Source organism: Gilliamella sp. Nev3-1, assembly GCF_001690435.1.
In the GTDB taxonomy this organism is placed as follows: domain Bacteria; phylum Pseudomonadota; class Gammaproteobacteria; order Enterobacterales; family Orbaceae; genus Gilliamella; species Gilliamella apicola_C.
Window position 1 is genome coordinate 17,655 of sequence record NZ_LZHN01000025.1, and the last position, 22,726, is coordinate 40,380.

The window sequence follows — 22,726 nt, forward strand, 5'->3', positions numbered from 1 at the left end:
TATCGCACCTTGTAAAAGTGCGTCAGAAAAGCTATTGATTTTATTGAAGTTTTTATTTGGCTGTTTTTTGTGAAAGATCGCGCTTTTTATGCAATAACGATCTGTTTTAATTAAAAGATTTATTTACAAACCATTTTTGTCGTTGCAAATAGCTTGTTTTCCGTTTCAGAAATAGGAAAAATTTGTTATATTCTTCGGTTAACATTACAAGTAATGACAAAGCAAATATTCTAAATTTGTTATTAATCAATATATCATCAGAGGTTTTTTATGAGCGGTTCATTACCGGCCGAGACAGATAATCGTCCAACTAACTTTATTCGTCAAATTATTGATGCTGATTTAGCGGCGGGAAAATATAAAACAACACATACTCGATTCCCTCCAGAACCTAATGGTTATTTACATATTGGCCATGCTAAATCCATTTGTTTAAATTTTGGTATTGCGCAAGATTATCAAGGTAAATGTAATTTACGTTTTGATGATACCAACCCAGCCAAAGAAGATATAGAGTATGTTGAATCAATTAAACAAGATGTTCGCTGGTTAGGATTTGAGTGGGATGGCGAAATTTGTTATTCATCTGACTATTTTGACAAACTATATGAATATGCAATTGAGCTAATCAATAAAGGGCTTGCTTATGTTGATGAGTTGTCAGCTGATGAAATCCGTGAATATCGAGGAACACTCACTCAACCCGGCAAAAATAGCCCATATCGTGATCGTAGTATTGATGAAAACTTAGCACTTTTTATTCAAATGAAAGAAGGCAAATTTGCAGAAGGAAAAGCCTGCCTACGTGCTAAAATCGATATGGCCTCGCCATTTATTGTCATGCGCGATCCGGTGCTATATCGTATTAAATTTGCCGAGCATCACCAAACAGGCAACAAATGGTGCATATACCCAATGTACGATTTTACCCACTGTATTTCTGATGCGATCGAAAATATCACGCATTCACTCTGTACACTTGAATTCCAAGACAATCGTCGCTTATATGATTGGGTTTTAGATAATATTACGATTGAAGCTCGCCCTCACCAATATGAATTTTCAAGATTGAATTTAGAATATGCTATTACTTCTAAGCGTAAATTAAACTTATTAGTTTCCGAAAAAATTGTTGATGGCTGGGATGATCCACGTATGCCAACCGTATCAGGATTACGTCGTCGAGGTTATACACCAGCCTCTATTCGTGACTTTTGTCGCCGAATTGGTGTCACAAAACAAGAAAACACGGTTGAAATGAGCACCCTGGAGTTTTGTATTCGCGAAGATCTTAACGAAAACGCACCACGCGCAATGGCTGTGCTTGATCCGGTTAAAGTGGTTATTGAAAACTTTTCAGAAAACCTTGATGAAGTGCTCAGTATGCCAAATCATCCTAATCGTCCTGAACTTGGTCACCGTGAAGTCACATTCACACGTGAAATCTATATTGACCGCGCTGATTTTAGAGAAGAAGCCAACAAAAATTACAAACGTTTGGTATTAGGCAAAGAAGTGCGACTACGTAATGCTTATGTTATCCGAGCTGATCGCGTTGAAAAAGATGCTGAAGGCAATATTCAAACGATTTATTGTAGCTACGATCCCGCTACGTTAAATAAAAACCCTGAAGATGGGCGTAAAGTGAAAGGTGTTATTCATTGGGTTTCAGCAAAATTTGCCAAACCTGCTGAAATTCGCTTGTATGATCGCTTATTTAACACACCAAATCCAGGTGCAGCGGAAGACTTTTTATCAACCATTAACCCGACTTCTTTGGTAATTAAACAAGGTTTTGTTGAACCAAGCTTACAACATGCGGATATCGGGCATGCTTACCAATTTGAGCGCGAAGGTTACTTCTGCTTGGATAGCAAATTTGCAACTGAAGATAAGCTAGTGTTTAACCGAACCGTTGGCTTAAGAGATAGTTGGAACGAAGCATAATTAAACGTGCAATCATCGCCGGCACGAGTCGGCGAATGATAACTAACTAGATGACTTTACTTTTCATGTTTAAACAATTTTGTTTGTTGATCTAAATAGCTGAGTAAATCAGGCATTCGGTATTTACCCGCCATTGATTGCACATTTTCTGCTGCACGCTCTAACGATATACCCATTGACGTTACATATAGTGGGTGTTTACTTTGGCCACGAATAACTTCAATCAAATATTCGCTATTCCCCGCAAAAGGTTTTTTAGCAACGCCAATAATTGGGATCATTTTGTTTAACGCATTATACAAATGCCCACCAAGGCCTATCTTACCGTCATTCAAATGGACATAGCCATCAATAACGATGGTTGAGATCTGGCTTAAATCAACTTTATTAAGCAGTGACATTATGCAAGGTAATTCACGTTGATAAAATTGACCAGATTGATAAGGCGCAACATTATCTTGATAATCGATGATTAAGCTTTCAACCGCATTTTTCGAATCAGTCCAATGATTAAATAAAACGCCGACCGATTTGGCTCGGTCATTAATGTAATAGGCATCAATTGCAAGTATCATAGTGAGTTATAGTTTTTTTACCTGTTTATCATGATGATTTTTTTCACTTCATTAGTTAATTTTAATACAATAATCATTAACAAAATAGTACCAATTACTAAACAAACGCAAATTAACTATTTAAGTAAAAAGCATCGCCTGCCGATTCACTCTTTGTTGTAGGTAACATTTTTCCCTGCTAGCATCACATTATTCGCCAATAAAGGTTTGTGGTGCATCAAATACGCACATTAAATTGGGAATAAAGTAAATCTATTCCATTTAGTGATGTAGTGGTTGTTTTCGTTGCTCCCTAAATTAAATGAAAGGTTGATTATTTGTGCTATTAAATATAACGCTCATTTGGTTACGGTCAAAGGTAATAATCGGTGGTGGTTCATCAGAACAGGCATTAATGGCTTTAATTTTTGACTGTTTGATATTTAAATTAACACTGATATGTTGGTTATTATCATCCTTATCTTTATCTGTACTTCGAATAATATACTCGTCAAGTTTATGCCAATTTTTATCTTTATCATTGATTTTATAATGAATGCTAGCATGCAATGAGCAAGTCAGATAGCTGTCATTTTAGGAAATAATTCGTATATTAAATAAGCGGTGGTTAACATCAAGTTGATAATCAATTGCGTCAACAAGGAATATTTCAGGTAGTGTGCGTACTCAATTTGATTGCACTACGATTTAGAAAGTTTAAAAAACATTTAATTGCCCTAGAAATGAAAGTAGCTCAAGAAAGTTATGTATTGATAGAAAACCAGTTGCAAACACTTGGGTAAGCAAAAGTGTGTCTTGAGGTTCATGGTGAAATTGAGAGCCAGCATCTCGGCTACTTATGTGCTTATGTGCGCAAGATATCTATTATGTAGGATGCATCACAGAAATTGGGGAAACATCTTAACAAGTTTTTATCAATAATTATTCAAAGCTTTTTTGCCAAAGTGTACACGGAAAAATAGTTTAATTGAGGATATTGAGTATACAGAAACCAAGGCTTACCTTCTTTAGACTAGTGGTATTTTTAAATAATTCAATAAAACAATGAAAGCTGAATATTATGATGTTATGTTTAGACGCAATATCTGCACTTAATTATCTGAAAATAAAAAGAAAATTGAGTAATGGCTTCAATTTTATAATAAAGAAATAGCTCATTGAGACAAGTATTGTTAAGGTAAAACGCCTTGGCAAACTTGGTTAGGTGCCAAAGGCGCTAGTTAAGGAAAAGTCACTGCAGAATTTATTTTACTCATCGGTTCAGTGTTTTGTTAACATAAATTCTAATGAATAGTTAGTGTCTGTTAGCTCATGTTTAAGCTACTACAATTGCTAGCTCAAACATAAGCTGATATACCATATTTTTAATTGTAGATTTAGTATCTTATCTCAAAACCAGCAACGCTCACTTTTGCAAATATGGTGTCAGATTAAATAGTAACGAATATATAATTCTTGTACCTCACTGTTTACTTATCTAGTTTGTAGACTTTCTACGTGATGGACGCCGAAAAGGTTTTGGCGTTGGTAAATCAACTAATAATGCAGAAGGGTCATACTGGCTAACGGGAATAGCATGATCAATTGCTTTTTCAATTGCGGGTAAGTTTTGCGAATAGCGCTCGCAGGCAAGGGAAATCGAGTATCCCTCAGCTCCCGCCCGCCCTGTACGACCAATACGGTGTCTGTAATCGTCACAATCATCAGGTAGATCATAATTAAATACATGGGTAACATTAGGAATGTGTAAACCTCGAGCAGCCACATCGGTCGCAACTAAAATATCAAGATTACCTTGTGTAAATTGCTCTAAAATTGATAAACGTTTTTTCTGAGCAATATCGCCAGTGAGTAATCCAACACGGTGACCATCAGCAACAAGATGTCGCCAAATCTTTTCACAAGCCACTTTGGTATTAGCAAACACAATACAGCGATCTGGCCATTCTTCTTCAATAAGTGTTTGTAAAAGCGCTAATTTATCTTCATTTGATGGAAAGAATAGTTCTTCTTTGATTCTGTGACCAATCTTTTGTTCTGGCTCAACTTCAACATACTGTGGATTGTTCATATGTTCAAATGCGAGCTCACGCACATTATGTGTTAATGTTGCAGAAAATAGCATGGTTAGCCGTTTTTGCGGCGGCGTAATGTGTTTGAAAATCCAACGTATATCACGAATGAATCCTAAGTCAAACATACGATCGGCTTCGTCTAAAACGACAACTTGAAGCGCTTCTAGGTTGATATAATTTTGTTTAGCATAGTCGATTAATCTTCCTGTTGTGGCAATTAATATATCTACGCCGTTAGATAGCATTTTTAATTGTTTATCGTAGCCATCGCCACCAAAAGCTAATCCTAATTTTAAATCTGTTTCTTCAGATAACGCTTGTGCATCATGATAAATTTGCACAACTAATTCTCGTGTTGGTGCAAGAATTATAGCTCTTGGTTGATTGGTTTTGTGATCAGGTAAAGGTTCATGATTCAACAGGTGATTAAATGTTGAGGCTAAAAAAGCCATTGTTTTGCCAGTTCCTGTTTGCCCTTGCCCAGCAATATCGATCCCTGTAGTGGTTAATGGTAATGTTTTTTCTTGGATTGGCGTACAGTAAACAAACCCTTTTTTCTCAAGTGCTTTTAACACCAAAGGATGAAGAGGAAATTGACTAAAAGTTGTTTGGGTAAGATATGATTGAATCATTATGGTTGCAGATATAATTATCAGAATCTCGAGATTATAACACACTAAATACCGTGACATCACTAATAATTATATCCTATTATACTAATTACTAGTCGAGTAATTTAAACTCATCTATTATTGCATTAAGTAAAATATGTTGGAGGTAAAAATGAGTAATAATATCGTTCAGTTATCGGAAGCTACTTTCGATAGGACAATTAATGAATCAGCAAAACCAGTACTTGTTGATTTTTGGGCCTCTTGGTGTGGGCCTTGTAAAATGATTGCTCCGATTTTGGAAGAAATAGCTCAAGAATATGCGGATAAAATCGTTATTGCTAAATTAAATGTTGAAGAAAACCCTAATATAGCGCCTAAATTCGGTATACGAGGCATTCCAACATTGTTGATTTTTAAAAATGGGCAAGTGGTTTCGACTCAAGTCGGTTCGCTATCTAAAGCGGAGCTTAAAAATTTTATCGATTCTCAATTATGAAATAGCCTTTATATTGCATAAGAACTAAGAATTGAATAAAAACTAAGATAATAATTATTAAGAGAGTAGTGCATTGTGTACCGCTCTTTTTGCTTATTTTTACAAACAAGACTAATTAATGCAATTAAATCTAGACATATTGATATTTTTAGTGTAAATTGCGAGCTTCTTACAAATACTCCTTTCTACAAATTCATTGTTTTTATTGGTAAAGTGGTGAAATTCTATATACAGATCTTTAATTATCATCAATAGCTTAGTAATCGATTGAATTTATGTGCTGTAAGGGAAAGAATTTTTTATAAGTAAATGAAACAAAGATACACAAATAGTATTAATTGCAAACATATCAATTTTATCCTCAAGAATTTTTAAAATTATGAATTTAACTGAATTAAAAAACACTTCTGTCTCTGAGCTTGTAGCGCTTGGTGAGAAAAAAATGGGGCTTGAAAATCTTGCCCGCCTTAGAAAACAAGATATTATTTTTGCGATTTTAAAGCAACATGCCAAAAGTGGTGAAGATATTTTTGGTGATGGTGTGCTGGAAATTTTACAAGATGGTTTTGGCTTTTTACGCTCTGCTGACAGCTCTTACCTAGCAGGACCAGATGATATTTATGTATCACCAAGCCAGATTCGGCGGTTTAATTTACGGACGGGCGATACTATTGCAGGTAAAATTCGCCCACCAAAAGAAGGCGAACGTTATTTTGCTTTACTGAAAGTTAACGAAGTCAATCATGATAAGCCAGAAGATGCCCGCAATAAAATCCTTTTTGAAAACTTAACTCCCCTTCATCCAAATTCTCGTTTACGTATGGAACGAGGTAATGGCTCTACAGAAGATATCACAGCCAGAGTACTTGATTTAGCATCGCCAATTGGTAAAGGTCAACGTGGTTTGATTGTTGCACCGCCTAAAGCTGGTAAAACAATGCTTTTACAAAATATTGCTCAAAGTCTAGCAGTCAATCATCCTGAATGTGAATTAGTGGTATTGATGATTGATGAGCGCCCAGAAGAAGTGACCGAAATGCAACGTCTAGTTAAAGGCGAAGTTGTTGCTTCGACTTTCGATGAGCCAGCAGCAAGGCACGTTCAAGTCGCTGAAATGGTAATTGAACGTGCAAAACGTTTGGTTGAACATAAAAAAGATGTAATTATTTTATTAGATTCGATCACTCGACTTGCTCGAGCTTATAACACCGTTGTTCCATCATCAGGTAAAGTATTAACTGGTGGTGTGGATGCAAACGCGCTACATCGACCAAAACGCTTTTTTGGTGCTGCTCGTAATGTCGAAGAAGGTGGTAGTTTAACTATTATTGCAACTGCGTTGATTGATACGGGTTCTAAAATGGATGAAGTCATTTACGAAGAGTTTAAAGGTACGGGTAATATGGAAGTTCATTTATCACGTAAAATTGCTGAGCGCCGTGTGTTCCCTGCTATTGACTTTAATCGTTCTGGTACGCGTAAAGAAGATTTAATGACTTCACCGGATGAGCTACAAAAAATGTGGATCTTGCGCAAAATACTTAACCCAATGGGTGAAACAGATGCGATGGAATTTTTAATTGATAAACTTGCCATGACTAAAACTAATGATGAATTTTTTGAAATGATGAAGCGTTCATGATTTGTTCAGTTGATAATAAATATTATTAAAGTAATGAAAAATAGCCGTATTGTATTCTGATACGGCTTTTTTTATGGCAGAATATAGCGTAATTTATAAAACTTAAGTACGTTATAGATATTGTTAAAAAAAACCTTATGGTTAAGGTTATAAAGGTTTAATAAAGGAGCCAAATTATGTCAAAACAACAAATCGGTGTTATTGGAATGGCGGTTATGGGGCGAAATCTTGCACTTAATATCGAAAGTCGCGGGTTTTCTGTTGCTATTTATAATCGTTCTAAAGATAAAACCGAGCAAGTCATGGCTGAGCATTCTGATAAACAGTTGGCTCCTTACTTTACGATTGAAGATTTTGTCAATGCATTAGAGAAGCCTCGTCGTATTCTTATTATGGTGCAAGCAGGTAAAGGGACTGATGCGGTAATTGATGAGCTACGCCCATTATTAGATAAAGGCGATATTATTATTGATGGCGGGAATGCTTATTTTGAAGATACCATTCGTCGCAATAAAATGCTTTCAGATGAAGGTTTTAATTTTATTGGTACAGGAGTTTCTGGTGGTGAAGAAGGTGCACTTAAAGGGCCTTCAATTATGCCTGGTGGACAAAAAGAGGCTTATGAGCTAGTTGCACCGATATTAGAGAAAATAGCCGCTAAGGCTAATGGTGAACCTTGTGTCGCTTATATCGGCCCAAATGGCGCGGGTCATTATGTGAAAATGGCTCATAATGGTATTGAATACGGCGATATGCAACTGATAGCTGAAAGCTATTTTGTATTGAAACATGCTGCGGGTTTAACTAATGATGAACTAGCTGATGTGTTTACCGACTGGAATAAAGGTGAATTAGATAGTTATTTGATTGAAATCACAGCCGATATCTTTAGACATAAAGATGATGAGGGTAATTATTTAGTTGATGTGATTTTGGATGCAGCAGGTAATAAAGGCACAGGGAAATGGACCAGCCAAAGTGCATTGGATTTGGGGGAACCTTTATCTTTAATCACTGAGTCTGTATTCGCACGCTATTTATCAGCCATTAAAGATCAGCGCATTTCGGCTGCAAAAGTGTTAAAAGGTCCGCAAAACGAACCATATAGTGGTGATAAGAAAGTGCTTATAGAGAAGGTTCGTAAAGCACTGTATATGGCTAAAATCATCTCTTATGCGCAAGGTTTTGCGCAGTTAAAAGCCGCATCTCATAAGTACCAATGGGATTTAAATTATGGTGAAATTGCTAAAATTTTTAGAGCTGGATGTATTATTCGCGCCCAGTTTCTACAAAAAATTACTGATGCTTATGCTGATAACAATGAGATCGATAATTTATTATTGGCACCTTATTTTAATCAAACAGTTGAGGCTTATCAGCAATCATTACGTGATGTGGTGTCTTTAGCTGTACAACAAGGTATTGCGGTTCCAACACTTTCGGCAGCTATTGCCTACTATGATAGTTATCGTTCTGCGGTATTACCCGCTAATTTAATTCAAGCGCAACGAGACTACTTTGGTGCACATACCTATAAGCGTATAGATAAAGAAGGTGTGTTTCACACCGATTGGTTAAATATTGAATCATAGTATTTTCAATTTCTAATTCTATTTTTTAACAAAAGTGCAGAACTTGCGTGCACTTTTGTTTTTCTTCTTTTCTCTTTTTATATCCCAATAATTTATAAATACTTGTCATTATTGATTTTAAACTTGTCAAGTTATTTTATTTATTAAAAAACTAGAAAAACACTATATATGGTGTATAATTTGCTCATATTTACTATATATAGTATTTTCTAAGCAATGTGAAAACCTTGATTTCTATCATAAAAGCTTAATATTCTGATAAAAAATAATAATTATATAAATATTTTTACTGATATAAATCTATGCCAATTGCTAATTATTAATGAATATTGAGGAGCATATTATGCCTGTAGTAATTAAACGAGATGGTTGTCAAACTGCATTTGATGAGACTCGAATTAACGATGCCATTGTTAAAGCTGCTGTGGCAGCCAATGTTCATGATCCAGATTATTGTGCAACAGTTGCTCGTGTTGTGACTAATCAAATGAGTGAATGTGATAGCGTTGATATTAACGAAATTCAAAATGCAGTTGAAAATCAGTTAATGTCAGGCCCTTATAAAAAATTAGCGAGAACTTATATTGAATATCGTCACGATCGTGATCGTGCTCGTGAAGAACGTAGCCGGCTAAATCAAGATATTCGAGGGTTAATTGAGCAAAGTAATGTTGCTATTTTAAATGAAAATGCTAATAAAGATAGCAAAGTAATACCGACTCAGCGCGATTTACTTGCGGGTATCGTGGCAAGGCATTATGCTAAACAATATATTTTACCAAAAGACATTTCTCAAGCTCATGATTGCGGTGAAATTCATTATCATGATTTAGATTATGCGCCATTCTTCCCAATGTTTAACTGTATGTTAATTGATTTAGATGGTATGTTAACTAACGGATTTAAAATGGGTAATGCTGAAATTGAGCAGCCAAAGTCAATTGCAACAGCGGCAGCTGTAACGGCACAAATTATTGCGCAAGTTGCTAGCCATATTTATGGCGGTACGACAATTAATCGCATTGATGAAGTTTTAGCAAAATTTGTTACCATCAGTTATAACAAACACAAAAAAGTGGCTGAAGAGTGGAATATCCCAAATCCAGAAGCTTATGCTGAAAGCCGTACCGAAAAAGAGTGTTATGATGCGTTTCAGTCTCTAGAGTATGAAGTCAATACTTTACATACCGCTAATGGCCAAACACCATTTGTTACTTTTGGCTTTGGGTTAGGGACTAGCTGGGAATCACGATTAATTCAACAATCTATTTTAAATGTTCGTATTAAAGGACTTGGCAAAAATCACAAGACAGCGGTTTTCCCAAAACTGGTTTTTGCAATTAAAGATGGTATTAATCATAAACAGGGCGATGCTAATTATGATATTAAGCAACTTGCACTTGAGTGTGCAAGTAAGCGGATGTATCCGGATATTTTAAATTACGATAAAGTCGTTGAGGTAACAGGATCATTTAAAACACCAATGGGATGTCGCAGCTTTTTGGGTGTTTATGAAGAAGACGGCCAACAAATTCATGATGGGCGTAATAATTTAGGCGTCATTAGCCTTAATTTACCGCGTATTGCTATAGAAGCTAAAGGTGATGAAGCTCGCTTTTGGGAAATTTTAGATAAACGTTTAGCGCTATGTAAAAAAGCATTAATGACGCGTATTGCTCGACTTGATAGCGTAAAAGCACGTGTAGCTCCTATTTTATACATGGAAGGTGCTTGTGGTGTGAGACTTAACGAAGACGACAATATTTCTGAGATTTTCAAAAATGGTCGCGCTTCAATTTCTTTAGGTTATATTGGTCTTCATGAAACATTAAATGCACTTTACGGAAATCAAACGCATCCATTTGATAGTGATAAATTACGCAAAAAAGGTGTGGCAATTGTTGAGCGTTTACGTAATGCGGTAGATCAATGGAAGAGTGAAACTGGTTATGGGTTTAGTTTATATAGCACGCCAAGCGAAAATTTATGTGATCGATTTTGCCGGCTTGATACGGCTGAGTTTGGTGTAATTCCTGGTGTTACTGATAAAGGTTATTATACTAACAGTTTCCATCTTGATGTTGAGAAAAAGGTTAATCCGTACGAAAAAATCGAATTTGAAAAACCTTATCCTCAAGTCGCCAATGGTGGTTTCATTTGCTATGGGGAATATCCAAATATGATTAATAATATCAAAGCGTTAGAAGATGTTTGGGATTATAGTTATTCTCGAGTTCCTTATTATGGGACTAATACGCCAATAGATGAATGTTATGAATGTGGTTATACCGGTGAATTTTCTTGTACCAGCAAAGGCTTTGTTTGCCCAAGTTGTGGTAATCATGATTCTTCAAAAGTATCGGTTACTCGTCGTGTTTGTGGATATTTAGGTAGTCCTGATGCTCGCCCATTCAATTCAGGTAAACAAGAAGAAGTAAAACGTCGAGTTAAACATTTAAATAATGGTCAAATTGGTTAATAATCAATAAATATTTATGAATTATCATCGTTATTATCCTGTTGATGTTGTTAATGGGGAAGGAACTCGCTGTGTTCTTTTCGTTGCTGGCTGTGTACATCAGTGCCCAGGGTGCTATAACAAAAGTACATGGGGTATCAATTCTGGTTCGCCATTTACTCAATCACTTGAAGATCAAATTATTAAAGATTTACAAGATACCGAAATAAAACGTCAAGGATTATCGCTTTCTGGTGGTGATCCTTTGCATCCTCAGAACGTTCCAACTATATTAAAACTGGTCCAACGTGTTAAATCTGAATGCGATAATAAAGATATTTGGCTTTGGACGGGGTATAAGCTTGATGAGTTAACCGCTGAACAACAAGCTGTTGTTCCTTATATTGATGTGTTAATTGATGGAAAATTTGTGCAAGAACTTGCTGATCCTCGTCTATTATGGCGAGGAAGCAGCAATCAAATTATCCATCGTTTTAAATAAAAATGATTAGTGAATTATTGGGATTTGTGTAAATTGAGAAGATAGGAAATCGCTTCACGGTAGTTAATTTCTAGATTTTCGCTACTTGACGAGGATATGTGTAAGTCAGTAATTTTACCATTATGAATTCCATAAACCCAACCATGTAAATTCACTTTTTGCCCTCGTTGCCATGCTGATTGAATAATTGTAGAGTGGCCGAGGTTGTAGACTTGCTCAACCACATTAAGTTCACACAATACATCCAAACGAATTTCGGGTGGGAATTCTCCTAGTAGGGAGCTATTGCGAAACCATAAATCGCGGATATGCAACAGCCAGTTATTAATTAACCCTAAATCAGGATTTTCAACCGCATCACGAATTCCCCCACAGCCTAGATGACCACAAACAATGATATCTTCGATTTTAAGAACATCTACAGCATATTGAACGACTGATAAACAGTTTAAATCAGTATGTATTACAAGATTACCGACATTTCGATGTACAAATAATTCACCCGGTTTTAGCTTAATAAGTTTTTCTGCTGAAACGCGACTATCTGAGCAGCCGATCCACAAAAATTTCGGATTTTGTTCAATGGCAAGTTGTTTAAAAAATTCTGGATCTTCTTGCTCTATTTTTTCTGACCATTCGTGATTAAAACGAATCAAATCTTGTACATCAAACATAATTGATATTTCCTCATCTATTTCATTTTTATTTTTATTATTATATTTTTGTTTATTTTACGTTATTCAATTTGCCTAATATGTTGAATCTTACTTTTCATGATCAACTTACGCCAGAAAGGCGTCGTTAATAATTTAGCTTTAACAATTTTGCAATAGAGTTTTAAACGTAGTGGAATTGTGCGTTGATAATAACATTTATTTGGTTTCGGATGTTTACTGTTTAAAATTTTACTTAAAATTTCCGCACTATCCAATGCATAACTAATTCCTTCTAAAGAACTAGCACTAATAAAACCTGCAGCTTCGCCAATTAGAAATATGTTTTCATTGCCAGTATAAAAATCACGTAACCGATTTGGGTAAACCACTAAACACTTTTCTGTTTTGACTGGTTTACTAAAAATAAACCCCTGAGCTGTTAATTTTTCTTTTAATTGCTCAAAATTTTGATTTGCCACTTTTTTAGGAAAAGCACCACCAAAAATAAAATAACCATTTTTTGAAATGCTCCAAGCATAGCAATTTGTTGTTTGATTATCAAAAATACACGAATTAAATGGATTTGGGTGTTGTTCTACAAACCATTGTTGTATAGCTACATATTGCCTTATTGTATGCTGAGGATATCGCATTCTTCTGACAAGCGAGTTGGCGCCATCAGCACCTACTACATATTGCGCTGTGATATTATATTCGGTTTTGTGTTCATCAATATAAGTGATTTGATAGCCATCAATAATGCGCCTTACTTCTTTACAAAGCGTATTATGAAGAACGGTTACTTTTGACGGTATTAGTGATTTTAACCATAGATCAAATTTGTGTCGATCAAAACTCACATAACTTCGTTGGTAATTGCGAACAAGTTTTGTTTGTAAGTCATAAGTTTTGACACTAAAAATTTGAGGATTAGTTAAAATATCAGTGGGTAAATTCAGCTTTTGTCGAACAAAAGCTTTTTGTGCATCATCTGCTAATAATCCACCACAAGGTTTATGAAAACCTTCATCTGTAGATTGATGTTTTTTATCTAATGCAATGACTTTGAACGACGGGCTAAGTAAACGAGCTAACGTGCTGCCTGCAGGCCCAAGCCCTATAATTGCGATATCATAATCCATGTTATTGTACTGCTTGCTTTATCACGGTTAAAAAAGCTTTCATGTTAGCAAATTAAATTCAATGTGGCTATTAGAGATGTCGTTTTCTGTATACCAACTAGCTTGTCAAAAAGTTTCAGGAATGTATACCGTTTCAGCATATAATATAATTTTTTTCAATATGTTAATTTTGTTATTGACCTGATGCTGTTTTTTTAATGCTTGATATAGTTCATTACTTTGATCAAAGAGCTGTATAGCAAGCCAATATGATTTTGGGATTTGCTCTTTTACTTCTTCAAAGATAGTCGCTTTGTGGTGGATTTTATAAATTCGGTGAATCACTTTAGCTTTTTATTCATTGCCAACGTGATCAGTTTTAGTTAAAAAATGATGCGATTTGAAAAAACAATTTGTGAAAGAACTATGTGATATTCATTAATGTGATATTCAGTAAAATGCTTTAAAATATGTTGCGCATCTACCTGTGTAATAATCGATCAAGTTGGATTTTTCTCGAATTAGATCATCAATAAAAACGGCTCGAATCATTGGTGCCAGATCCCAGATTGGCAAGATCAGTTGGTAGGATAATCTACCAATCAAATTGTAATTCACCCTGCTTAGTGTTTTACGTGTAATTTATATCATGCTTCGGTTAGTTTTCCTTGCGCGCTACAGTAAATACAGCCATTGGTCATTTCAACGATTTGAATTTTAGTGTTAATATTTAACAAATTACTATCAATGCTTACTGAGCTAAATTCGTTTTCGATAATAATGGCTTTTCATCACGGTTATGTTGTTTTAATAAATAATTAAGGTGTGTTGTCTTACCTGAGCGAAGAAAGTTATTAAGATTACAGGTAATAATGAATTTGTAATAAAATCTTTTACTTATAGCTTTTTAATTATTAGCAATATTTAAAACCACCTTTGCCATTGACTTTTTCCTTCTAGTGCTTTTTAAAAAAACTTTATCAAACATAGGGAGTTGCTTTGGGTGGGTAAGCTTCATATGCTGAACATAATTATCATAACCAAAAGTGCCCACCATCAGTTTTGCAGTTTGACCAAGGTATTTCCCTACTTTAGAGAGAGAATCAAACATATTTTTCTCAGATTGAATACGATATTATTGAAATATAAAATCTTTAAATGGTTATATCGCATAACTCAAATTATAATGACGAATGCAGTATATACCAATAAAGGTGGGAATTTGCCTGAGCCAATCATTGATTAATTGTAATGATTATTAGATTCGCAAATAAAAATCAAATTTTTGATAGCGTTTGATTTTCTGTACTTTTAGTTGATTTGAAAAGAATAGCACTTTAATTTTTTCATGAAATTCATTTATCTATTAGTAAATAACTTCTATAATGTTTGCCAATTTATCACGCATAAGAGTTAATAATGGAAAAGTTTCACGTAAAAGGCCCTACCACGTTAAACGGTGAAGTGGTTATTTCTGGCGCAAAAAATGCTGCGCTGCCAATTTTATTTGCTGCCATTTTGGCTGAAAAGCCTGTTGAACTTAGAAATGTTCCCAAGTTGAGAGATATTGATACGACTTTGGAATTGCTAAGTCAGCTAGGTGTAAAATGTGAGCGAAATGACTTTATTCATCTTGATGCGGGTCATATTAATAACTATTGTGCGCCTTATGAGTTAGTTAAAACTATGCGAGCTTCAATTTGGGCTTTAGGTCCACTTGTAGCACGATTTGGGCAAGGACAAGTTTCATTGCCTGGTGGTTGCGCTATCGGAGCAAGGCCTGTCGATCTTCATATTACAGGTCTTGAACAATTAGGTGCAACTATCACGCTTGATGAAGGTTATGTTAAAGCATCAGTAAATGGTCGGCTTAAAGGTGCTCATATAGTGATGGATAAAGTAAGTGTTGGTGCAACCGTTACTGTTATGTCAGCAGCAACTTTAGCGGAAGGTAAAACGATAATCGAAAATGCAGCTTGTGAACCTGAAATTGTTGATACAGCTAAATTTTTAAATATGCTAGGCGCCAAAATTACAGGTGCTGGTACTATGCGTATTGAGATTGAAGGTGTTGAACGCTTAGGTGGTGGTGTTCATGAGATAGTTTCTGATCGCATTGAAACAGGGACTTTTTTAGTGGCAGCTGCGATATCCAAAGGTAAAATTACTTGTCGTAATACTGATCCCACTTTGCTTGATGCTGTGCTTTCTAAGCTGAAGGAAGCTGGTGCTAAAATTGAATTTGGTAAAGATTGGGTGTGTTTAGATATGCAAGGAAAAAGAGCGAAAGCAGTGAATATTCATACCGCACCTCACCCAGGGTTTCCTACTGATATGCAAGCTCAATTTTCATTATTAAATATGGTTGCTGAAGGCACAGGGATCATTAAAGAAACGATTTTTGAAAATCGGTTTATGCATGTGCCTGAATTAATTCGTATGGGAGCCAGAGCAGAAATTGAAGGTAACACCTTAATAACTCACGGTGTCGAAAAGCTCAGTGGTACACAAGTAATGGCAACGGACTTACGAGCTTCAGCAAGTTTAGTTTTAGCGGGTTGTATAGCTGAGGGGCTAACTACCGTTGATCGTATTTATCATATTGATCGAGGCTATGACAATATTGAAGCAAAATTAAGAAAACTAGGTGCCAATATTGAAAGGATAATAAAATAATGACAAAACAAGCATTGGTGTTTTTATCGGACGGTTGTGAAGAAACAGAAGCTGTAACAACAATTGATTTATTAACTCGAGCAGCAATTAATGTTACGACAGCTAGCATTTCAAGTTCTCGTGAAATTGCCTGCTCTCGAGGCGTAACAATTTTGGCTCAAAAAGTATTTTCAGACATTCAATACATCGATTTTGACGTAGTGGTGTTGCCTGGTGGGTTAAAAGGAGCTGAAAACTTTCGAGATTGTCCATTATTGATTGAGAAATTAAAGCAAACGCATTTAAATGGTGGCATTGTTGCTGCAATTTGTGCTTCGCCAGCTATGGTTTTACAACATCATAATTTATTTCCTAACGCTAATATGACAGGCTACCCAACTACTAAAGATGCATTCAAAAATTGGAAAGCAGATAGGGTTTATTTTGACAAGTCGAATAACGTTATTACTAGTCAAGGTCCTGCGACTTCTATTGATTTTGCTTTAAAAATTATCGATGTATTGTTAGGCCGAACAAAGGCTGCTGAGGTTGCCGAGCAGTTAGTTCTTCCGTTGGGAATTGAGTCTTATCAATAAATTAGGTACTAAATGTCAAATTCACATTTGTACGAAAAGTTAGTTAAAAGAGCAACGTTAATTGCCGTTTTGACCTCTATTTTTCTAATTTTAATTAAATTTATTACGTGTTGGTTAACTGGTTCAATAAGTTTATTTGCTTCATTACTGGATTCAAGTATTGATTTACTTGCATCTGGTTTCAATTTTTTTTTAGTTCGCTATGCGTTAAAACCTGCTGATGATGAGCATACTTTTGGTCATGGCAAGGCTGAATCTTTGGCTGCATTGTCACAAAGCGCATTTATTATTGGCTCGGCGATAATTTTATTATTTTCTAGTGTTCGATCTTTTATTCATCCTAGCGAATTGCAAATCCCTTTATTAGGAATTATGGTTTCGACAGTTTCAGCGGTAATCACAGGTTTCCTTGTTTTATATCAAAGGCGAGTTGTAAAAATGACTCATAGTCATGCTATTCAGGCTGATATGCTACATTACTCCTCCGACATGTTGATGAATATTGCTGTTATCATTGCGCTTTGCTTAAGTTGGTATGGACTTACTTATGCTGATGCTGTCTTTGCAGCTTTGATTGCTTTATATATTTGTTATAATGCTTACCATATTGCTTATCATGCTATCCAAGATCTGTTGGATCGCGCTTTGCCTGATAGTGATAATGTACGAATTGCTGAAATCATTTCTTCATACCCCGATGTTCTAGGTTTTCATGATCTAAAAACACGACAAGCAGGACCTATAAAATTTATTCAATTGCACCTTGAACTCGATGATGACATGCCTTTAATTAAAGCTCATGCTATTGCGGATGCTATTGAAAAATATATTGCAGAAGAATTTTCACCTGCAACAGTAATTATTCATCAAGACCCAGTTTCTGTTGTGCCTGCTGAAATGAAAAAGTAGAAAAATTAATCAGAAATAGCTTTTATTGTCTATTGTTAGATATCTGTTAAGACTCTATAATAACGAAAAGTTAATAAATTGGAGTTATTTAATATGATAAAAAAAATAGGTATTTTAACCAGTGGTGGCGATGCTCCAGGAATGAACGCAGCTATTCGTGGTGTAGTTAGAACTGCATTGGCAGAAGGGCTAGATGTTTTTGGTATCTATGATGGTTATATGGGTCTTTGTGAAGATCGCATTGTTCAACTAGAACGTTCAAGTGTGTCAGATATTATTACTCGTGGTGGCACATTTCTTGGTTCGGCTAGATTTCCAGAATTTAAAGATAAAGCAGTAAGACAAAAGGGCATTGCTAATTTGAAAAAACATCAAATTGATGCTTTAGTCGTTATTGGTGGTGATGGTTCCTATATGGGGGCAATGCGATTGACTGAAGAAGGTTTCCCATGTATTGGCTTACCAGGTACTATTGATAATGATATTCGTGGCACTGATTATACTATTGGTTATTTTACTGCGCTTAGCACTGCTGTTGAAGCTATTGATAGATTACGCGATACTTGTTCTTCACATAACCGAATTTCAGTAATTGAAATTATGGGACGAGACTGTGGCGATCTAACCTTAAATGCCTCAGTTGCTGGTGGGTGTGAGTTTATGATTATTCCTGAGGTTTCATATACTAAAGAAGATCTAATCGAAGAGATTAAACTCGGCTTTGCTAAAGGTAAAAAACATGCGATTGTGACTGTTACCGAGCATATGTGTGATGTTAAGCAACTTGCTGCAGACATTGAAGCAGCAGTCCATCACGAAACACGGGCAACAGTATTAGGGCATGTTCAACGAGGCGGTTCACCGGTTCCTTATGATCGTATTTTAGGTTCTCGTATGGGAGCTTATGCCGTTGAATTATTGTTACAAGGTGAGGCAGGTAGAAGCGTAGGTGTACAAAATAATAAATTAGTGCATCATAATATTGTTGATGCTATCAATAATATGAAACGCCCATTTGATATTGATCTATATAATACTGCCAAACGATTATTTTAAATCGTTTATTGTGCAACTAAAGCATAATCTACATTAATTAATATCATTCTGTTTTGCTATAGGTGAGCTGTTAAAGATAAAATCTTAAAACAGTCACCTATTTTTTTCTCTACATGTTTTCCTGTAATAGATTTCAGTTATTATAAAAAATTCTTGGATTTTATTAAGTATGGATGTAATTTATAATCAATTAATTACACATATTATGCGGGTAATTTTATGTCATTACGTTTTTTAGAAGAAAGCAATCGCTTTTATGTTTGTGATGCTAATAATAAAGAAATCGCTGAAATGACTTTTACAAGAGTGGGAAAAGATAAAGCGACTATTAATCATACTTATACCGATCCGACATATCGAGGGCAAGGTATCGCTGATAATTTATTAGAGTTAGTGGTCAAACGTCTACGGCAGGAAAATCGAGAAATTATTCCTATTTGTTCATTTGCGGCGAATAAATTGGTTAGGTAGTCAAATCAAGCGTTATCCAATTATTGCATTGATTTATATTGATATTTTTACTGTGTTTTTATATGCTTTTTTTTGTAAAAGAGTATTCTAGTTACATAAATATGTGATAATGTATGCACATTCACTTTCATTATTCACACTATCGAAAATGGTAACAGAAAAACCGCAAAAAATTCATTCTATTCACGTATTACGTGGTGTTGCGATTATTATGATTGTTTTTAGTCACTGCTTAGGTGTATTTAAAAATAATCATTTAATTACAAATAGTTATTTATTTTCTTTTTTAAATTTATTTGCATTTAATTTCACTACTTTTTTTGTATTAATTGCCGGTTTTTTATTTCAACACTTGACTTACAAATATGATACTAAAGCATACTATTTATCAAAATTTAAGACAGTAGTATGCCCTTATATTTCGGTATCACTTTTTTGTTTTATCTTTTTTCATTATCAGTACTTATCCAATTTGCCATGGTTCTCATCAATTGAGCCTAGTGTTATGAATGCGATAGTTCACATGATGCTAACTGGCACACAGCTTCTACCTTTATGGTTTATGCCAATGATTATCATGATATATTTAATGGGACCACTTTTCTTTTATTGGTCGAAAAAAAAATTAATTGTTGCAGGTTTGATTGCTATGTTTTGGGTTGTGATGTTTACTAAACCAGATTTTACTAAACCGTTTTTAAATTTACTGCATTACGGTCCTATTTATCTAATTGGTATGATGATAAAACAAAATTATGAAACTATTATCAAATCAGTAAAAGATAATTTGTTTTTGATAATATCCTTTTTTTGTTTATGTTTTTTCATTCCATTTGCTTATCGCTATATGACTCATTTGGTTGTAGAAAAGCTATATTATGATACATTACAAAAGATCGTTTTATTTATATTAGCACTTTATTTTTTAGATGGGCTCAATCACAAAGAGAATAAAGGAAAGATTTATAAATTTTTCTCTTATATGGCAAATATAAGTTTTCCCATCTATTTTATTCATGAAATCATTGTGTTACAGCTTGAGCATTTGTTATATATCTCTCCACTAAGCAATATAATTAAAACGGATAATGGTTGGTTAGCATCATTGGGGGCTGTAACTTTTTTAGTCTCTACTTTAGTTATCAGTATTATGATTGCTAACATAATAAAATTAATTTTCAAAAATAACGCAAAATATCTTATAGGTGGAATTCGCTAAATCACGTTATTTATATTTAGTGCTTTTTAATGCTTTTGGTAAAAAAAGAATAATTACTATAGTGAGAATAATCGTTCTCTTTTTAAATATAGTCAAAATATAAATTAATTTTGAAAAAATTATTGAAAATACGAGGATTTTTATATTTACATCAAATGTGGCGAATAAAAGGGTTTGAACAAATAAAAAACAAACGAGAGAAAAATTGAAATTAATGCTTGCCAAAAAAAATGAAGTCCCTATAATCCGCATCCACTGACACGGCGTCAGCGAAAAGCTGAGGCAAGTTAGTGAAAAATTAAGATCAAAAATTTTGAAAAAAGATCTTGACGAATAAAAAAGGTTAGCGTAGTATACGCAACCCTTGAGACAGCGAAGTAAATTAACGGAAAGTTGATTGGTTTAAAAAGGCTGTTAGCTCTTTAAAAATAAGAAACAGACAATCTGTGTGGGCACTTGCGAGACAAAAGATTAAAGTCTACGGACTAAAAAATTAAGTCTTGATAAGTGACACTGAAGATTCATTTGAATATGTCAGAGACAGTTATTGAGCATCAAACTTTAAATTGAAGAGTTTGATCATGGCTCAGATTGAACGCTGGCGGCAGGCTTAACACATGCAAGTCGAACGGTAACATGAGTGCTTGCACTTGATGACAAGTGGCGGACGGGTGAGTAAAGTATGGGGATCTGCCGAATGGAGGGGGACAACAGTTGGAAACGACTGCTAATACCGCATAAAGTTGAGAGACCAAAGCATGGGACCTTTGGGCCATGCGCCATTTGATGAACCCATATGGGATTAGCTAGTAGGTGGGGTAAAGGCTCACCTAGGCGACGATCTCTAGCTGGTCTGAGAGGATGGCCAGCCACACTGGAACTGAGACACGGTCCAGACTCCTACGGGAGGCAGCAGTGGGGAATATTGCACAATGGGGGGAACCCTGATGCAGCCATGCCGCGTGTATGAAGAAGGCCTTCGGGTTGTAAAGTACTTTCGGTGATGAGGAAGGTGTTGTATCTAATAGGTGCAACAATTGACGTTAATTACAGAAGAAGCACCGGCTAACTCCGTGCCAGCAGCCGCGGTAATACGGAGGGTGCGAGCGTTAATCGGAATGACTGGGCGTAAAGGGCATGTAGGCGGATAATTAAGTTAGGTGTGAAAGCCCTGGGCTCAACCTAGGAATTGCACTTAAAACTGGTTAACTAGAGTATTGTAGAGGAAGGTAGAATTCCACGTGTAGCGGTGAAATGCGTAGAGATGTGGAGGAATACCGGTGGCGAAGGCGGCCTTCTGGACAGATACTGACGCTGAGATGCGAAAGCGTGGGGAGCAAACAGGATTAGATACCCTGGTAGTCCACGCTGTAAACGATGTCGATTTGGAGTTTGTTGCCTAGAGTGATGGGCTCCGAAGCTAACGCGATAAATCGACCGCCTGGGGAGTACGGCCGCAAGGTTAAAACTCAAATGAATTGACGGGGGCCCGCACAAGCGGTGGAGCATGTGGTTTAATTCGATGCAACGCGAAGAACCTTACCTGGTCTTGACATCCACAGAATCCTGTAGAGATATGGGAGTGCCTTCGGGAACTGTGAGACAGGTGCTGCATGGCTGTCGTCAGCTCGTGTTGTGAAATGTTGGGTTAAGTCCCGCAACGAGCGCAACCCTTATCCTTTGTTGCCATCGGTTTGGCCGGGAACTCAAAGGAGACTGCCGTTGATAAAGCGGAGGAAGGTGGGGACGACGTCAAGTCATCATGGCCCTTACGACCAGGGCTACACACGTGCTACAATGGCGTATACAAAGGGAGGCGACCTCGCGAGAGCAAGCGGACCTCATAAAGTACGTCTAAGTCCGGATTGGAGTCTGCAACTCGACTCCATGAAGTCGGAATCGCTAGTAATCGTGAATCAGAATGTCACGGTGAATACGTTCCCGGGCCTTGTACACACCGCCCGTCACACCATGGGAGTGGGTTGCACCAGAAGTAGATAGCTTAACCTTCGGGAGGGCGTTTACCACGGTGTGGTTCATGACTGGGGTGAAGTCGTAACAAGGTAACCGTAGGGGAACCTGCGGTTGGATCACCTCCTTACGAAGAGCTCGTAAGTGTTCACACAGATTGTTTGTTTAGAA

The 22,726-nt window shown here is 35.9% G+C and carries 18 protein-coding genes, 1 rRNA gene and 1 pseudogene; 13 read left to right on the forward strand and 7 right to left on the reverse strand.

Going from position 1 to position 22,726, the window contains the following annotated elements:
* Window positions 1-270 precede the first annotated feature (270 nt).
* Window positions 271-1,947, forward strand: coding sequence for a glutamine--tRNA ligase (glnS, locus tag A9G40_RS04885; RefSeq protein ID WP_065579731.1), 1,677 nt, complete (start codon window positions 271-273; stop codon window positions 1,945-1,947).
* A gap of 56 nt (window positions 1,948-2,003) precedes the next feature.
* On the opposite strand, the gene A9G40_RS04890 is transcribed toward glnS, so the two are convergent.
* The 3 genes from A9G40_RS04890 to rhlB all read right to left on the reverse strand — a co-directional run bounded on the left by A9G40_RS04890 (window position 2,004) and on the right by rhlB (window position 5,229).
* The gene (locus A9G40_RS04890; RefSeq protein WP_065582137.1) at window positions 2,004-2,522 is read right to left on the reverse strand and encodes an endonuclease V; all 519 of its coding nucleotides are present in this window, start codon (window positions 2,520-2,522) and stop codon (window positions 2,004-2,006) included.
* 297 nt (window positions 2,523-2,819) lie between these two features.
* Window positions 2,820-3,071: a hypothetical protein gene (locus A9G40_RS04895; protein ID WP_065582138.1), complete on the reverse strand. Its 252-nt coding sequence runs from the start codon at window positions 3,069-3,071 to the stop codon at window positions 2,820-2,822.
* Between the two features lie 928 nt (window positions 3,072-3,999).
* Window positions 4,000-5,229, reverse strand: coding sequence for an ATP-dependent RNA helicase RhlB (gene rhlB, locus A9G40_RS04900; protein ID WP_065582139.1), 1,230 nt, complete (start codon window positions 5,227-5,229; stop codon window positions 4,000-4,002).
* Between the two features lie 151 nt (window positions 5,230-5,380).
* On the opposite strand from rhlB, the gene trxA reads away from it, so the two are divergent.
* The 5 genes from trxA (at window position 5,381) to nrdG (ending at window position 11,901) form a co-directional block, all read left to right on the forward strand.
* A complete protein-coding gene (gene trxA / locus A9G40_RS04905) occupies window positions 5,381-5,707 on the forward strand; it encodes a thioredoxin TrxA (protein ID WP_065582140.1) in 327 nt (108 codons plus the stop codon).
* A gap of 379 nt (window positions 5,708-6,086) precedes the next feature.
* Window positions 6,087-7,349 carry a transcription termination factor Rho gene (gene rho, locus A9G40_RS04910; protein ID WP_034910472.1) on the forward strand — a complete coding sequence of 421 codons (1,263 nt, stop codon included), beginning with the start codon at window positions 6,087-6,089 and terminating at the stop codon, window positions 7,347-7,349.
* Between the two features lie 176 nt (window positions 7,350-7,525).
* Complete coding sequence (gene gndA, locus A9G40_RS04915) at window positions 7,526-8,941, forward strand: NADP-dependent phosphogluconate dehydrogenase (protein ID WP_065582141.1); 1,416 nt, start codon at window positions 7,526-7,528, stop codon at window positions 8,939-8,941.
* Window positions 8,942-9,281: 340 nt separating this feature from the next.
* Window positions 9,282-11,420, forward strand: a complete 2,139-nt coding sequence (gene nrdD / locus A9G40_RS04920; protein ID WP_065582150.1) for an anaerobic ribonucleoside-triphosphate reductase — start codon at window positions 9,282-9,284, stop codon at window positions 11,418-11,420.
* 16 nt (window positions 11,421-11,436) lie between these two features.
* Window positions 11,437-11,901, forward strand: a complete 465-nt coding sequence (gene nrdG / locus A9G40_RS04925; RefSeq protein WP_065582142.1) for an anaerobic ribonucleoside-triphosphate reductase-activating protein — start codon at window positions 11,437-11,439, stop codon at window positions 11,899-11,901.
* A 14-nt stretch (window positions 11,902-11,915) separates the two neighbouring features.
* Here nrdG and can read toward each other — a convergent pair whose 3' ends face one another.
* The 4 genes and pseudogenes from can to A9G40_RS14200 all read right to left on the reverse strand — a co-directional run bounded on the left by can (window position 11,916) and on the right by A9G40_RS14200 (window position 14,789).
* Entirely contained in the window at window positions 11,916-12,575 is a 660-nt protein-coding gene (can, locus tag A9G40_RS04930; protein ID WP_065567317.1) for a carbonate dehydratase, read from the reverse strand.
* Between the two features lie 62 nt (window positions 12,576-12,637).
* Entirely contained in the window at window positions 12,638-13,699 is a 1,062-nt protein-coding gene (locus A9G40_RS04935; RefSeq protein ID WP_065579615.1) for an FAD-binding protein, read from the reverse strand.
* Between the two features lie 626 nt (window positions 13,700-14,325).
* Window positions 14,326-14,460 carry a GTP-binding protein gene (locus A9G40_RS15755; RefSeq protein WP_081295765.1) on the reverse strand — a complete coding sequence of 45 codons (135 nt, stop codon included), beginning with the start codon at window positions 14,458-14,460 and terminating at the stop codon, window positions 14,326-14,328.
* 132 nt (window positions 14,461-14,592) lie between these two features.
* A pseudogene (locus A9G40_RS14200) lies at window positions 14,593-14,789 on the reverse strand (CstA-like transporter-associated (seleno)protein).
* A gap of 308 nt (window positions 14,790-15,097) precedes the next feature.
* On the opposite strand from A9G40_RS14200, the gene murA reads away from it, so the two are divergent.
* The 7 genes from murA (at window position 15,098) to A9G40_RS04975 (ending at window position 22,685) form a co-directional block, all read left to right on the forward strand.
* Window positions 15,098-16,354, forward strand: a complete 1,257-nt coding sequence (gene murA / locus A9G40_RS04945; RefSeq protein WP_065582144.1) for a UDP-N-acetylglucosamine 1-carboxyvinyltransferase — start codon at window positions 15,098-15,100, stop codon at window positions 16,352-16,354.
* Window positions 16,354-16,929, forward strand: coding sequence for a protein deglycase YajL (yajL, locus tag A9G40_RS04950; RefSeq protein WP_065582145.1), 576 nt, complete (start codon window positions 16,354-16,356; stop codon window positions 16,927-16,929). The genes murA and yajL overlap by 1 nt, the downstream gene beginning before the upstream one ends.
* Before the next feature lie 12 nt (window positions 16,930-16,941).
* Entirely contained in the window at window positions 16,942-17,838 is an 897-nt protein-coding gene (locus A9G40_RS04955) for a cation diffusion facilitator family transporter (RefSeq protein ID WP_065582146.1), read from the forward strand.
* A gap of 93 nt (window positions 17,839-17,931) precedes the next feature.
* Window positions 17,932-18,894 (forward strand): 6-phosphofructokinase, encoded by a 963-nt coding sequence (pfkA, locus tag A9G40_RS04960; RefSeq protein WP_065567323.1) that lies wholly within the window; start codon window positions 17,932-17,934, stop codon window positions 18,892-18,894.
* Between the two features lie 219 nt (window positions 18,895-19,113).
* On the forward strand, window positions 19,114-19,365 hold the full coding sequence (locus tag A9G40_RS04965) for a GNAT family N-acetyltransferase (protein WP_065579610.1): 252 nt from the start codon (window positions 19,114-19,116) through the stop codon (window positions 19,363-19,365).
* Window positions 19,366-19,513: 148 nt separating this feature from the next.
* Window positions 19,514-20,584 carry an acyltransferase gene (locus tag A9G40_RS04970; protein ID WP_176700439.1) on the forward strand — a complete coding sequence of 357 codons (1,071 nt, stop codon included), beginning with the start codon at window positions 19,514-19,516 and terminating at the stop codon, window positions 20,582-20,584.
* A 563-nt stretch (window positions 20,585-21,147) separates the two neighbouring features.
* Window positions 21,148-22,685 (forward strand): 16S ribosomal RNA (locus A9G40_RS04975).
* Window positions 22,686-22,726: the final 41 nt, after the last annotated feature.

Bases quoted from the DNA above. Each gene is read 5' to 3' on its own strand.
- A9G40_RS04965 (WP_065579610.1), top strand. From the start codon at position 19,114: ATGTCATTACGTTTTTTAGAAGAAAGCAATCGCTTTTATGTTTGTGAT.
- murA (WP_065582144.1), top strand. From the start codon at position 15,098: ATGGAAAAGTTTCACGTAAAAGGCCCTACCACGTTAAACGGTGAAGTG.
- gndA (WP_065582141.1), top strand. From the start codon at position 7,526: ATGTCAAAACAACAAATCGGTGTTATTGGAATGGCGGTTATGGGGCGA.
- A9G40_RS04955 (WP_065582146.1), top strand. From the start codon at position 16,942: ATGTCAAATTCACATTTGTACGAAAAGTTAGTTAAAAGAGCAACGTTA.
- A9G40_RS04935 (WP_065579615.1), bottom strand. From the start codon at position 13,699: ATGGATTATGATATCGCAATTATAGGGCTTGGGCCTGCAGGCAGCACG.
- A9G40_RS04890 (WP_065582137.1), bottom strand. From the start codon at position 2,522: ATGATACTTGCAATTGATGCCTATTACATTAATGACCGAGCCAAATCG.
- glnS (WP_065579731.1), top strand. From the start codon at position 271: ATGAGCGGTTCATTACCGGCCGAGACAGATAATCGTCCAACTAACTTT.
- can (WP_065567317.1), bottom strand. From the start codon at position 12,575: ATGTTTGATGTACAAGATTTGATTCGTTTTAATCACGAATGGTCAGAA.
- nrdG (WP_065582142.1), top strand. From the start codon at position 11,437: ATGAATTATCATCGTTATTATCCTGTTGATGTTGTTAATGGGGAAGGA.
- yajL (WP_065582145.1), top strand. From the start codon at position 16,354: ATGACAAAACAAGCATTGGTGTTTTTATCGGACGGTTGTGAAGAAACA.
- pfkA (WP_065567323.1), top strand. From the start codon at position 17,932: ATGATAAAAAAAATAGGTATTTTAACCAGTGGTGGCGATGCTCCAGGA.
- rho (WP_034910472.1), top strand. From the start codon at position 6,087: ATGAATTTAACTGAATTAAAAAACACTTCTGTCTCTGAGCTTGTAGCG.
- rhlB (WP_065582139.1), bottom strand. From the start codon at position 5,229: ATGATTCAATCATATCTTACCCAAACAACTTTTAGTCAATTTCCTCTT.
- trxA (WP_065582140.1), top strand. From the start codon at position 5,381: ATGAGTAATAATATCGTTCAGTTATCGGAAGCTACTTTCGATAGGACA.
- A9G40_RS04970 (WP_176700439.1), top strand. From the start codon at position 19,514: ATGGTAACAGAAAAACCGCAAAAAATTCATTCTATTCACGTATTACGT.